Annotated in this window: 11 protein-coding genes and 1 riboswitch; of the genes, 8 read left to right on the forward strand and 3 right to left on the reverse strand. The window is 56.7% G+C overall.

Annotated elements, in window-relative coordinates; all coding sequences use genetic code 11:
- Positions 1-28: 28 nt before the first annotated feature.
- Positions 29-1,180 carry an acetylornithine deacetylase gene (argE, locus tag HMPREF3096_RS02410; RefSeq protein WP_032701190.1) on the reverse strand — a complete coding sequence of 384 codons (1,152 nt, stop codon included), beginning with the start codon at positions 1,178-1,180 and terminating at the stop codon, positions 29-31.
- A gap of 113 nt (positions 1,181-1,293) precedes the next feature.
- On the opposite strand from argE, the gene argC reads away from it, so the two are divergent.
- The 4 genes from argC to oxyR all read left to right on the forward strand — a co-directional run bounded on the left by argC (position 1,294) and on the right by oxyR (position 5,730).
- Positions 1,294-2,298: an N-acetyl-gamma-glutamyl-phosphate reductase gene (gene argC, locus HMPREF3096_RS02415; protein WP_008807856.1), complete on the forward strand. Its 1,005-nt coding sequence runs from the start codon at positions 1,294-1,296 to the stop codon at positions 2,296-2,298.
- Positions 2,299-2,304: 6 nt separating this feature from the next.
- The gene (gene argB / locus HMPREF3096_RS02420; protein WP_086070891.1) at positions 2,305-3,081 is read left to right on the forward strand and encodes an acetylglutamate kinase; all 777 of its coding nucleotides are present in this window, start codon (positions 2,305-2,307) and stop codon (positions 3,079-3,081) included.
- A 98-nt stretch (positions 3,082-3,179) separates the two neighbouring features.
- Complete coding sequence (gene argH / locus HMPREF3096_RS02425; RefSeq protein ID WP_012543258.1) at positions 3,180-4,553, forward strand: argininosuccinate lyase; 1,374 nt, start codon at positions 3,180-3,182, stop codon at positions 4,551-4,553.
- Between the two features lie 259 nt (positions 4,554-4,812).
- Entirely contained in the window at positions 4,813-5,730 is a 918-nt protein-coding gene (gene oxyR, locus HMPREF3096_RS02430; protein ID WP_008807853.1) for a DNA-binding transcriptional regulator OxyR, read from the forward strand.
- Here oxyR and sthA read toward each other — a convergent pair.
- On the reverse strand, positions 5,713-7,113 hold the full coding sequence (gene sthA / locus HMPREF3096_RS02435) for a Si-specific NAD(P)(+) transhydrogenase (RefSeq protein ID WP_032731557.1): 1,401 nt from the start codon (positions 7,111-7,113) through the stop codon (positions 5,713-5,715). The two genes, oxyR and sthA, sit on opposite strands and share 18 nt — an antisense overlap.
- 196 nt (positions 7,114-7,309) lie before the next feature.
- Between sthA and fabR the strand changes: the two genes are divergently transcribed.
- Together fabR and HMPREF3096_RS02445 are read left to right on the forward strand one after the other, a co-directional pair.
- Positions 7,310-7,945: an HTH-type transcriptional repressor FabR gene (gene fabR, locus HMPREF3096_RS02440; RefSeq protein WP_004151856.1), complete on the forward strand. Its 636-nt coding sequence runs from the start codon at positions 7,310-7,312 to the stop codon at positions 7,943-7,945.
- 15 nt (positions 7,946-7,960) lie between these two features.
- Positions 7,961-8,320 (forward strand): YijD family membrane protein, encoded by a 360-nt coding sequence (locus tag HMPREF3096_RS02445; RefSeq protein WP_004203691.1) that lies wholly within the window; start codon positions 7,961-7,963, stop codon positions 8,318-8,320.
- A 53-nt stretch (positions 8,321-8,373) separates the two neighbouring features.
- Here HMPREF3096_RS02445 and trmA read toward each other — a convergent pair whose 3' ends face one another.
- Positions 8,374-9,474: a tRNA (uridine(54)-C5)-methyltransferase TrmA gene (trmA, locus tag HMPREF3096_RS02450; protein ID WP_004203692.1), complete on the reverse strand. Its 1,101-nt coding sequence runs from the start codon at positions 9,472-9,474 to the stop codon at positions 8,374-8,376.
- 114 nt (positions 9,475-9,588) lie between these two features.
- A riboswitch (cobalamin riboswitch) is annotated at positions 9,589-9,776 on the forward strand.
- Positions 9,777-9,840: 64 nt separating this feature from the next.
- On the opposite strand from trmA, the gene btuB reads away from it, so the two are divergent.
- Both btuB and murI read left to right on the forward strand, forming a co-directional pair.
- Positions 9,841-11,679 (forward strand): TonB-dependent vitamin B12 receptor BtuB, encoded by a 1,839-nt coding sequence (gene btuB, locus HMPREF3096_RS02455; protein ID WP_022065002.1) that lies wholly within the window; start codon positions 9,841-9,843, stop codon positions 11,677-11,679.
- Entirely contained in the window at positions 11,624-12,475 is an 852-nt protein-coding gene (gene murI, locus HMPREF3096_RS02460; protein ID WP_022065003.1) for a glutamate racemase, read from the forward strand. Before btuB ends, murI begins: the two co-directional genes overlap by 56 nt.
- Positions 12,476-12,754: the final 279 nt, after the last annotated feature.

The raw sequence follows: 12,754 nt of genomic DNA on the forward strand, positions 1-12,754 counted from the left end.
GAGAACGGGGCGGAAAAAGAGGGCGATTTTAGTGCCAGCAGAAGTGGTGGACCACCTGGCTAATCAGCTCCCGGGTCGGCTTGATAAAGCGCGTCTCCAGATACTCGTCAGGCTGATGGGCCTGATTGATGGAACCCGGGCCGAGAACCAGCGTCGGACACAGCGTCTGGATAAACGGCGCTTCGGTGCAGTAGTTCACCACGTCGGTCTGCGCGCCGAGCAGTTTCTCAACCACCTGGACCAGCTTATGGTCCGGCGGGCATTCGTAGCCGGGGATCGGCGGGTGCAGCTCTGAGACCGTCAGGCGGCCCGGCCAGCGCTCACTGACGGGCGCCAGCGCTTCGCCCAACAGACCATTAAGATCGTTGAGGGTCATCCCCGGCAGCGGGCGGATATCCATATGCAGTTCGCAGCAGGCGCAGATACGGTTTGAGGCATCGCCGCCATGGATAGCGCCCAGGTTGAGGGTTGGGTAAGGGACCGTGAACGCCTCGAAGTGGTAGCGCTCTTTTAGCAGATCGCGCAGCTGCATAATGCGGCCGATGGCGTCGTGCATAAGCTCAATCGCGTTAACTCCGCGTGCCGGATCGCTGGAGTGGCCGGACTGGCCCTGAATACGGATCGCGTTGGACATATGTCCTTTGTGGGCGCGGATCGGCTGCAGGGAGGTGGGCTCGCCGATGATGGCGCAGTCCGGGCGCAGCTGGGTGGTTTCGGCAAAATAGCGCGCGCCGGCCATGCTGGTCTCTTCGTCGGCGGTGGCCAGAATATACAGCGGTTTTTTCAGCGTGGTGACGTCGACATCGCGCAGGGCGTCGAGAATAAAGGCGAAGAAGCCTTTCATGTCAGCCGTGCCGAGGCCGTAGAGCTTGTTATCGTGTTCGGTGAGGGTGAACGGATCCCGCGTCCAGCGGCCATCATCGAATGGCACGGTATCGGTATGCCCGGCGAGCAGCAGACCGCCGGCGCCGTGTCCGGTGCTGGCCAGCAGGTTGAATTTATGGCGCGTATCCGGCACCGGCTGTATCTCAACATTGAAGCCGAGATCGCGGAACCAGCCTGCCAGCAAATTGATTAAAGACTCATTGCTTTGATCGAGATCCTCTTCGGTCGCGCTGATGGACGGTGTGGCGATCAACGCGCGGTAAATCTCGATAAAGGGCGGTAAATTGTTTTTCATTGTTGACACACCTTGGGTCGTGATAGTATCAATATTCATGCATTTATTGTGAATAAAAATACAATATCGTTGAGCGTAAGAAAACCCATCGAATGTAAGGAGATGCGCTTCCAATGTTAAATACGCTGATTGTGGGTGCCAGTGGTTATGCCGGCGCAGAGCTGGTGACCTATATCAATCGTCATCCGCATATGAACATAACCGCTTTGACGGTCTCCGCGCAAAGCAATGATGCGGGAAAATTAATTTCCGACCTGCATCCGCAGCTCAAAGGCATTGTCGATATGCCGCTGCAGCCGATGTCCGATATCAGCGAATTCAGCGCTGGCGTGGACGTGGTGTTTCTCGCCACCGCGCACGAAGTGAGTCACGACCTGGCGCCGCAGTTCCTTGCCGCCGGCTGCGTGGTGTTCGATCTTTCCGGTGCCTTCCGCGTTAACGATGGGGCGTTCTACGAAAAATATTACGGTTTCACTCATCAACATCCCGACCTGCTCAAACAGGCGGTGTATGGTCTGGCGGAGTGGAGCGCGGATGCGCTTAAAGAAGCGCAGTTAATCGCGGTGCCTGGCTGCTATCCGACGGCGGCGCAGCTGTCGCTGAAGCCGCTGATTGAGGCCAATCTGCTGGATCTGAACCAGTGGCCGGTGATCAACGCCACCAGCGGGGTGAGCGGCGCGGGTCGTAAAGCCGCGATCGGCAATAGCTTCTGTGAAGTGAGCCTGCAGCCATACGGCATATTTAACCATCGCCATCAGCCGGAGATTGCCAGCCACCTCGGGGCAAAGGTGATTTTTACCCCGCACCTGGGTAATTTTAAGCGCGGCATCCTTGAAACCATTACCTGCCGCCTGAAGCCGGGCGTTGGCCACGCGCAGATCGCAGCGGTTTACCAGAAAGCTTACGCCGATAAACCGCTGGTACGTTTATATGATAAAGGCGTACCCGCATTGAAAAGCGTCGAGGGTCTGCCATTCTGTGATATCGGTTTTGCCGTGCAGGACGACCATCTCATCGTCGTCGCGGCTGAAGATAACCTGCTGAAAGGCGCCGCAGCGCAGGCAGTGCAGTGCGCGAATATTCGTTTCGGCTTCGCTGAGACGCAGTCTCTTATTTAAGGTGTGATGATGAACCCATTAATTATCAAACTCGGCGGCGTATTACTCGATAGCGAAGAGGCGCTGGAGCGCCTGTTTACCGCGCTGGTTAACTACCGTGAAGCGCACCAGCGCCCGCTGATTATCGTCCATGGCGGCGGCTGCGTGGTGGATGAGCTGATGAAGCAGCTTAATCTGCCGGTGAAAAAGAAAAATGGCCTGCGGGTTACGCCTGCCGATCAGATTGACATCATTACCGGCGCGCTGGCGGGAACCGCCAACAAAACGCTGCTGGCATGGGCGAAAAAACATGGTATTTCCTCGGTAGGCCTGTTCCTCGGCGATGGCGATAGCGTGAAGGTCACGCAACTGGATGCCGAGCTGGGCCATGTCGGGCTGGCGCAGCCGGGCTCCCCGGCGCTGATCAACACCCTGCTGGCGGGCGGTTACCTGCCGGTGGTGAGCTCTATCGGGGTGACCGATGAAGGCCAGCTGATGAACGTCAATGCTGACCAGGCGGCGACAGCGCTGGCGGCCACCCTGGGGGCGGATCTGATCCTGCTGTCTGATGTCAGCGGTATCCTCGACGGTAAAGGACAGCGCATTGCCGAGATGACCGCCGAGAAAGCGGAGCAGCTGATCGAGCAGGGCATTATCACTGACGGCATGATTGTTAAAGTGAATGCGGCCCTTGACGCCGCACGTGCCCTGGGCCGTCCGGTGGATATCGCCTCCTGGCGTCACGCCGAGCAGCTGCCAGCGTTATTTAACGGCACGCCGATCGGCACACGTATTCTGGCTTAAGATTTCATGCCCGGCGGCGCGTCGTCTGCCGGGCTTACAGACTGTAGGCCGGGCGGCACAATGCCGCCGGCAGAACTAACGAATAAAGGAAGCATGTTATGGCACTTTGGGGCGGGCGTTTTACACAGGCAGCAGATCAACGGTTCAAACAGTTCAACGACTCGTTGCGCTTCGACTATCGTCTGGCGGAGCAGGATATCGTTGGCTCTGTCGCCTGGTCGAAAGCGCTGGTAACGGTCGGCGTTCTGAGTGCCGCTGAACAGCAGCAGCTGGAAGAAGCGCTGAACGTGCTGCTGGAAGAGGTGCGCGCCAATCCGCAGCAAATCCTCGCCAGCGATGCCGAAGATATTCACAGCTGGGTGGAAGGCAAGCTGATCGATAAAGTGGGCCAGTTGGGCAAGAAACTGCACACCGGGCGCAGCCGTAACGACCAGGTCGCCACCGATCTTAAACTATGGTGCAAAGATACCGTTGTCGAACTGCTGTCGGCGAACCGCCAGCTGCAGAGCGCGCTGGTGGAGACAGCCCAGCATAACCAGGACGCGGTGATGCCGGGGTACACTCACCTGCAGCGTGCCCAGCCAGTGACGTTCGCACACTGGTGTCTGGCCTATGTTGAAATGCTGGCGCGTGACGAAAGCCGCCTGCAGGACGCGCTGAAGCGCCTCGACGTTAGCCCGCTGGGCTGCGGCGCGCTGGCGGGGACGGCGTATGAAATCGACCGCGAGCAGCTGGCCGGCTGGCTGGGCTTTGCCTCTGCCACCCGCAACAGCCTCGACAGCGTTTCCGATCGCGACCATGTTCTGGAGCTGCTTTCCGATGCGTCTATCGGCATGGTGCATCTGTCGCGCTTTGCTGAAGATCTGATTTTCTTTAACTCCGGCGAGGCGAACTTCGTCGAACTTTCTGATCGCGTGACCTCCGGCTCCTCGCTGATGCCGCAGAAGAAAAACCCGGACGCGCTGGAATTAATTCGTGGTAAATGCGGCCGCGTGCAGGGCGCGTTGACCGGCATGATGATGACGCTGAAAGGCCTGCCGCTGGCCTACAACAAAGACATGCAGGAAGATAAAGAGGGGCTTTTCGACGCTCTGGATACCTGGCTCGACTGTCTGCATATGGCGACCCTGGTGCTGGATGGCATCCAGGTGAAGCGCCCGCGCTGTGCGGAAGCGGCGCAGCAGGGCTATGCCAACGCCACAGAACTGGCAGATTATCTGGTGGCGAAAGGCGTTCCGTTCCGTGAAGCGCACCATATTGTTGGTGAGGCGGTAGTCGAAGCCATTGCGCAAGGGAAACCGCTGGAAGCGCTGCCCCTGGTCGATCTGCAGAAATTCAGTCCGGTCATCGCAGACGATGTTTATCCGATTCTGTCTCTGCAGTCCTGCCTCGATAAACGCGCAGCGAAAGGCGGCGTTTCGCCGCAGCAGGTGGCGCAGGCTATCAGCGACGCAAAAGCGCGCCTGAGCTAATTCTCTGGCATCCGCCTCTCTGAACCCGGCCGAGCCTGATGACGCCGGGTTTTTTATGCAAAAAAAAAGCGGACACAAGGTCCGCAAAAGTTCACGTTGGCTTTAGTTGTTCGGGTAGAGAAACAGTGTGACGGGCCAATGATTTTCACAGGTATACCGTCTCTATGGGCGTATTATTGAACAGAAAGCTTGATAGGGATAATCGTTCGTTGCTATGCTATCTATCGCCATGGACTATCGTGGAGATGGAGGATGAATAATGAATATTCGCGATCTTGAATACCTGGTAGCGCTCGCCGAACACCGCCACTTCCGGCGGGCGGCTGACTCATGCCACGTGAGCCAACCGACGCTCAGCGGACAGATCCGCAAGCTCGAGGATGAACTTGGCGTCATGCTGCTGGAGCGCACCAGCCGTAAGGTTCTGTTTACCCAGGCGGGGCTGTTGCTGGTGGATCAGGCGCGTACCGTGTTACGCGAAGTAAAAGTGCTCAAGGAGATGGCAAGCCAACAAGGGGAAACCATGTCCGGGCCGCTGCACATCGGCTTGATCCCGACAATTGGCCCGTATCTGCTGCCGCAGATCATTCCGATGCTGCACCAAACCTTTCCGAAGCTGGAAATGTACCTGCACGAAGCGCAGACCCATCAGCTGCTGGCCCAGCTCGACAGCGGTAAGCTCGACTGCGCCATTCTGGCGCTGGTCAAAGAGAGCGAGGCCTTTATCGAGGTGCCGCTGTTTGATGAGCCGATGATGCTGGCTATCTATGAGGATCACCCGTGGGCGAACCGCGACCGCGTGCCGATGTCGGATCTGGCTGGTGAAAAGCTGCTGATGCTGGAGGATGGCCACTGTCTGCGCGATCAGGCGATGGGCTTTTGCTTTGAAGCGGGAGCGGATGAAGATACCCACTTCCGGGCGACCAGTCTGGAAACGCTACGCAATATGGTGGCGGCAGGCAGCGGCATTACCTTGCTGCCTGCGCTGGCGGTACCGCAGGAAAGAAAACGCGATGGCGTGGTCTATCTGCCGTGCATTAAGCCAGAGCCAAGACGAACCATCGGCCTGGTTTACCGTCCCGGCTCCCCGCTGCGCAGCCGCTATGAACATCTGGCGGAGGCCATCCGCGGTACGATGGATGGCCATTTCGACAAGGCGTTAAAACAGGCGGTTTAAGCCGTTCAGCGCGGCAACCCGATACGCTTCCGCCATGGTCGGGTAGTTAAAGGTGGTGTTGACGAAGTACTCAATGGTGTTACCACCACCTTTCTGCTCCATGATCGCCTGGCCGATGTGAATGATTTCGGCTGCGCGTTCGCCAAAGCAGTGAATGCCGAGGATCTCCTTGGTCTCCCGATGGAACAGGATCTTTAGGGTTCCCACGCTCATGCCAACGATTTGCGCCCGCGCCAGGTGTTTAAACTGGGCGCGACCCACCTCATACGGCACTTTCATCGCCGTCAGTTGCTGCTCGGTTTTCCCGACGGAGCTGATTTCCGGAATGGTGTAGATCCCGGTTGGGATATCTTCAATCAGATGCGCCGAGGCTTCGCCTTTCACCAGCGCCTGGGCGGCAATGCGCCCTTGATCGTAGGCGGCAGAAGCCAGACTTGGATAGCCGATGACATCGCCAACCGCATAGACGTGCGGGAGGGCGGTCTGGTACATGCTGTTGACCTTCAGCTGGCCGCGGCTGTCAGTCTGCAGACCGATGTTTTCCAGCGCCAGGGTGTCGGTATTGCCGGTGCGGCCGTTGGCGTACAGCAGGCAATCGGCCTTCAGCTTTTTGCCGGACTTCAGGTGCATGATCACGCCGTCATCCACCCCCTCAATTTTCTCATACTCCTCATTGTGGCGAATGACCACGCCGCTGTTCCAGAAGTGATAAGAGAGCGAGTCTGACATCTCCTGATCGAGGAAGGCCAGCAGACGATCGCGGGTGTTGATCAGATCGACCTTCACCTCCATGCCGCGGAAGATCGAGGCGTATTCGCAACCGATCACCCCGGCGCCGTAAATGATCACGTGGCGCGGCTCATGCTGCAGGCTGAGAATCGAATCGCTGTCATAGATGCGCGGGTGGTGGAAATCGACATCGGCCGGATGGTAGGGACGTGACCCGCAGGCGATAACGAATTTCTCCGCAGTCACCGTCTCGACCGTGCCGTCATGGCATTCCAGCGCCAGAGTATGTTCATCAACGAAGTGCGCATTGCCCTGCAGAATTTCACAGTGGTTGCGCTCATAGAATCCCTGGCGCATATGAGTCTGCTGGTTGATGACGCTGTCGGCATGGTTGAGGATGTCGGCGAAAGAAGAGCGAAGAAGGCGGGAGTGGTCGCTGTAGAGGGGGTTTTGGTTAAACTCGATAATACGGCTGACGGCATGGCGGAGGGCTTTCGACGGGATGGTGCCCCAGTGGGTGCAACCGCCGCCGACATTATGGTAGCGCTCAATGACGGCAACGCGTACTCCCTGTTTCACCAGTCCCATTGCGGCGCCTTCGCCGCCAGGACCGGAACCAATCACTATTGCATCATAATCCCAAGAGTGTGACATGGCATTACTCACCTGTTTTATACATAAAATAAACACGATGATAACATTCGCTGCGCTTTAACCCAATTATCGTTGTGCTTTTTTGCGGCATAAAAGCAGAAACGGCTCGTAAACAATCATTCACAATCCAGTGCAAACCGATTAGTTTTAATCTCTGGTATAGTGCCAGCAGGGCTATTGGAAGGATTCATACATCGTGATGGGCGTAAGAGCACAACAAAAAGAAAAAACCCGCCGTTCGCTGGTGGAAGCAGCATTCAGCCAACTTAGCGCTGAGCGGAGTTTCGCCAGCCTGAGCTTGCGCGAAGTGGCGCGGGAAGCTGGGATCGCGCCGACGTCCTTTTATCGTCATTTTCGCGATGTCGATGAGTTAGGCCTGACGATGGTCGATGAGAGCGGACTGATGCTGCGCCAACTGATGCGCCAGGCGCGCCAGAGAATTGCTAAAGGCGGCAGCGTGATCCGTACCTCGGTCTCCACCTTTATGGAGTTTATCGGTAACAACCCGAACGCCTTCCGCTTGCTGTTGCGAGAGCGCTCGGGAACCTCTGCGGCGTTTCGCGCCGCCGTCGCGCGCGAGATCCAGCACTTTATCGCGGAACTCGCCGACTATTTAGAACTCGAAAACCATATGCCGCGCGCCTTCACCGAAGCGCAGGCTGAAGCTATGGTCACCATCGTCTTTAGCGCTGGCGCGGAAGCGCTGGATGTCGGCCCTGAACAGCGCCGGCAGCTGGAAGAACGGTTGGTGCTGCAGCTCAGAATGATCTCGAAAGGCGCGTATTACTGGTATCGCCGTGAACAAGAAAAAATGTCACATCATTCCGAATAACGTGAAGGACGAGCAATGAAACACTCAGTTCAAGATAAAGGTACGCTGCTGCTGGCGCTGATTGCCGGGTTATCCATTAATGGCGCCTTTGCGGCGCTGTTCAGTTCGATAGTTCCGTTTTCCGTCTTCCCGATTTTATCCCTGCTGCTGACGGTCTACTGTCTGCATCAGCGCTATCAGAATCGCAGTATGCCCGTTGGGCTTCCGGGCCTGGCCGCCGCCTTTTTTATTCTCGGGGTACTGTTGTACAGCACCGTCGTGCGTGCGGAGTACCCGGATATCGGCTCTAACTTCTTCCCGGCCGTTCTGTCCGTCGCGATGGTCTTCTGGATCGGCTACAAGATGCGTAACCGCAAAAATACGGCAGCCGAGTAAGCCGCCAGTGGTGTAAAAAAACCGGCAATATGACATTGCCGGTTTTTTTGGGCCTATTTCCGGGTCAGCAGAACGCCGCATTCCATATGATGGGTGTACGGGAACTGGTCGAACAGCGCCAGCCGGGTGACGTTGTGCGTCTGGCTTAACGTCTCCAGATTGCGGCACAGCGTTTCCGGGTTGCACGAAATGTACAGAATGCGCGGATAGGCCTGCACCATTTTTTCCGTTTCGCTGTCCAGTCCGCTGCGCGGCGGATCGACGAAAATGGTCTCGCACTGATAGCTCTGCAGATCGATACCCTGCAGCCGGTTGAACTCCCGCACGCCATTCATCGCCTGAGTAAACTCTTCCGCCGCCATGCGGATAATCTGCACGTTGTCGATATGGTTAGCGGCGATGTTGTACTGCGCCGCAGCCACCGACGGTTTGGCGATTTCGGTGGCCAGCACGCGATCAAAATTACGCGCCAGCGCCAGCGAGAAGTTACCGTTGCCGCAGTACAATTCCAGCAGGTCACCGGTCGCCCCTTTGGTGACATCCAGCGCCCACTCCAGCATCTGAATGTTCATGGCCGCGTTCGGCTGGGTAAAGCTGTTTTCCACCTGACGGTAGATCATCTCTCGCCCGCCAACCGGCAGACGTTCATCTATATAGTCCTGATCGAGCTCGATTTTGGTTTTGGTCGCCCGTCCAATCAGATGCACATTGAGTCCCTGGGCTCGCAGGGCGTCACGCAGCGCCTCCGCTTGCTCACGCCAGGCATCATCGAGTTTTTTATGATACAGCAGCGAAACGACCGCCTGGTTGCTGAGGGTGGTCAGATAGTCAATCTGGAACAGCTTATGGCGCAGCACGGGATTGTTGCGCACGCCCTCCAGCATGGCGGTCATCAACTGATTGATAAGCGCGCTGGCGGCCGGAAAGCTGTCAACGCGAATCCGCGACCGGGTCTGCTGATCGAAAATAATATGGTACAGATCGTCGCCATCGTGCCACAGACGGAACTCGGCGCGCATCCGGTAGTGGCTGACCGGCGAACGAAACACTTCCGGAACCGGCGCGGCAAAAGGCGCCATCATGGTTTGCAAACGGACGACTTTTTCTGCCAGCTGCGCTTCGTATTGTTCGGTAGGAAGGTGTTCGGGGGTCATGATGCATCCTGAATAAAATAAGTACGCGGGGATTGTAGGGAAAGCGCCGGGGATGTCCAGCCTCGAATGTGGCGGGAAATATAATTAGCAGTCTGGACATCTATATGATTCTAATTGTAGCATTCGCCTACCGGTCCTGTGAGTTAAAAGGGAACCCAGTGGAAATCTGGGGCTGACGCGCAGCGGTAAGGAAGGTGAGAAATGAGCGCACTCGGTGCAGACACTGCGGCTAGCCGTGGGAAGTCATTATTTCTTGAAACAGCCTCCAAGCCCGAAGACCTGCCGGAATACGTCGCACTGGGTTTTATCGTCGCGAGCAACTGATAAAACCAGCGGCATCCTTTTTCTGTTTCGGATGCTTTTACAATGATTAAAAAAGCTTCGCTGATGACGGCTTTATCCGTCACGGCATTTTCCGGCTGGGCGCAGGATAGCAATTCAGATACGTTAGTGGTGACAGCAAACCGTTTTCAACAGCCGGTCAATACCGTGCTGGCGCCGACCGACATTGTGACGCGCGATGATATCGACCGCTGGCAGTCCAAAGATTTAAACGATGTCATGCGTCGTCTTCCTGGGGTCGATATTGCCCGCAACGGCGGCATGGGGCAGAGCGCTTCGCTGTATGTTCGGGGGACGGAGGCTCGTCACGTGCTGGTGCTGATCGACGGTGTGCCGATGGCGCGTCCGGGGATCTCCAATGGCGTAGATATCAGTCAGATCCCTATCTCGCTGGTCCAGCGGGTGGAATACATCCGTGGCCCGCGCTCCGCAGTCTACGGTTCCGGAGCGATCGGTGGGGTGGTGAACATTATCACCATGACCGACGCTGAGCGTTCGCAAATTAACGCCGGCGCGGGGACGAACGGCTACCAGTCCTATGATGGCGCCTTTAACAAGCGGTTTGGCGATACGCTGGTTACCGCTGCCGGCGCCTATCAGACCACCAAAGGATTTAACGTTCAGCCAAACTCCTCTTATAGTGGCGACAGCGATCGCGACGGCTACCGCAATAAAATGCTGTGGGGCGGGGTACAGCATCAGTTCGATGACAACTTCTCAGGTTTCTTCCGCGGCTATGGTTATTCCGCCAACGCTGACTATGACCAGGGCAACTGGGGCTACGCAGGCGGAAACGATGAAGATCAGTCTTATACTCAGTCCTGGGATACCGGTCTGCACTACCACTCCGGGATTTACTCCTCTCAGTTGATTGCTAACTATCAGCGCATCAAAGATTACAACTACAGCAGCGACGCTGGCCGCTATGCCGCGGGCACCACCCTGGATGATATGGAACAGCGCTATATCCAGTGGGGAAATAATGTTGTGGTAGGCCATGGGGCAGTGAGCGGCGGCGTTGACTGGAAACAAGAGAAGCTGAAATCCAGCGGAACGACCAGTACCGACGTGTATAAGCGTGACACCACCGGTCTTTATCTGACTGGGCAGCAGCAGATTGATAGCGTGACGCTGGAAGCTTCCGGCCGTGAGGATCATGACGAGCAGTTTGGCTGGCACGGAACCTGGCAGACGGCGGCAGGCTGGGAGTTTATCGACGGTTATCGGACAACGCTCTCGTACGGTACAGGATTCCTCGCCCCCTCCCTTGGGCAGCAGTATGGCGCAGAGCGTTTTGGCATCGCCTCTAACCCGAACCTGAAACCCGAGGAGTCGAAGCAATGGGAAGCGGGCCTCGAAGGGTTAACGGGGCCGCTCGACTGGCGCCTCTCCGCGTATCGCTATGAGATTCAGAACCTCATCGATTACGACAACAACGCCTATTACAACGTCAAGTCTGCGACGATCAAGGGGCTGGAGTGGACGGGGAATGTCACCACCGGGCCGGTGGAGCATCATCTAACGCTGCAGTATGTTGACCCTCGCGATGACGAAACCAACAAGATCCTCTATCGCCGGGCGAAGCAGCAGGTGAAATACGAGCTGAACGGTCAGGTCTACGATCTGGGGTGGGATGTGACGTATCACTACATCGGCAAGCGTTACGATTATGACTACGACAACTCGCGTACCGTCAATATGGGTGGGTTGAGCCTTTGGGATGTCGGTTTATCGTATCCCGTCACCTCACACCTGACAGTTCGTGGTAAAATAGCCAATCTGTTCGATAAAGATTACGAGACAGTTTATGGCTACCAATCTGCAGGACGGGAATTCACCTTGTCTGGCAGCTACACCTTCTGATCCACGTCCCACCGTGCTGGTGTTTGATTCCGGCGTCGGTGGGTTGTCGGTTTATAATGAGATTCGGCAGCTGCTGCCGAATCTGCATTACATCTATGCTTTTGATAACGTCGCTTTCCCGTACGGTGAGAAGAGCGAGGAGTTTATCGTTGAGCGCGTTGTGGAAATCGTGACTGCCGTTCAGCAACGCTATCCACTGGCGCTGGCGGTCATCGCCTGTAACACCGCCAGTACCGTCTCACTGCCTGCCCTGCGTGAAAAGTTCGCTTTCCCCGTCGTTGGCGTGGTGCCGGCGATCAAGCCCGCCGCCCGCTTAACGGCGAACGGTATTGTTGGCCTGCTGGCGACGCGCGGTACCGTTAAGCGTCCTTATACCCGTGAGCTGATTGACCGCTTTGCCAATGAATGTCGGATTGAGATGCTGGGGTCGGCGGAGCTGGTGGAGCTGGCGGAAGCGAAGCTGCATGGCGAGCCTGTGCCGTTAGAAGAGCTGCGCCGTATCCTGCGCCCGTGGCTGCGGATGCAGGAGCCGCCGGATACGGTGGTGCTGGGCTGCACCCACTTTCCTCTTTTACAGGAGGAGCTGCAGCGCGTTCTGCCGGAGGGCACGCGGCTTATCGATTCTGGCGCGGCGATTGCCCGCCGCACCGCCTGGCTGTTAGAGCATGAAGCGCCGGATGCGAAGTCCAGTGACGAGAATAAAGCATTCTGCATGGCGCTGACGGCAGAAACAGAACAACTTTTACCCGTTCTGCATCGCTATGGTTTCCCAACGCTGGAAAAATTACCGCTTTAAGGGCGTTTTGCACAAAAAAGAGACGGTTGAATAATTTTTTGAAAACAGGGCTTGTCAACGTCTCAGAACTCCCTATAATGCGCCTCCACTGACACGGAACAACGGCAAGCAAGCCGCCGGGTCAGCAGGGTTTCGGCGATGAAGTTCAACGCTGAAAACCGACAGAGAAAAGCAAAATAAGCGCTTGACTCTGCATGAGGAAAACGTATTATACGGGACCTCGCAACGGTGAGCTGAAAGCCGCGTTGCAACTGCTCTTTAACAATTTATCAGACAATC

This window comes from Klebsiella sp. HMSC25G12, assembly GCF_001807705.1.
GTDB classification, from domain to species: domain Bacteria; phylum Pseudomonadota; class Gammaproteobacteria; order Enterobacterales; family Enterobacteriaceae; genus Klebsiella; species Klebsiella variicola.

Bases quoted from the DNA above. Each gene is read 5' to 3' on its own strand.
- argE (WP_032701190.1), bottom strand. From the start codon at position 1,180: ATGAAAAACAATTTACCGCCCTTTATCGAGATTTACCGCGCGTTGATC.
- argC (WP_008807856.1), top strand. From the start codon at position 1,294: ATGTTAAATACGCTGATTGTGGGTGCCAGTGGTTATGCCGGCGCAGAG.
- argB (WP_086070891.1), top strand. From the start codon at position 2,305: ATGATGAACCCATTAATTATCAAACTCGGCGGCGTATTACTCGATAGC.
- argH (WP_012543258.1), top strand. From the start codon at position 3,180: ATGGCACTTTGGGGCGGGCGTTTTACACAGGCAGCAGATCAACGGTTC.
- oxyR (WP_008807853.1), top strand. From the start codon at position 4,813: ATGAATATTCGCGATCTTGAATACCTGGTAGCGCTCGCCGAACACCGC.
- sthA (WP_032731557.1), bottom strand. From the start codon at position 7,113: ATGTCACACTCTTGGGATTATGATGCAATAGTGATTGGTTCCGGTCCT.
- HMPREF3096_RS02445 (WP_004203691.1), top strand. From the start codon at position 7,961: ATGAAACACTCAGTTCAAGATAAAGGTACGCTGCTGCTGGCGCTGATT.
- trmA (WP_004203692.1), bottom strand. From the start codon at position 9,474: ATGACCCCCGAACACCTTCCTACCGAACAATACGAAGCGCAGCTGGCA.
- btuB (WP_022065002.1), top strand. From the start codon at position 9,841: ATGATTAAAAAAGCTTCGCTGATGACGGCTTTATCCGTCACGGCATTT.
- murI (WP_022065003.1), top strand. From the start codon at position 11,624: ATGGCTACCAATCTGCAGGACGGGAATTCACCTTGTCTGGCAGCTACA.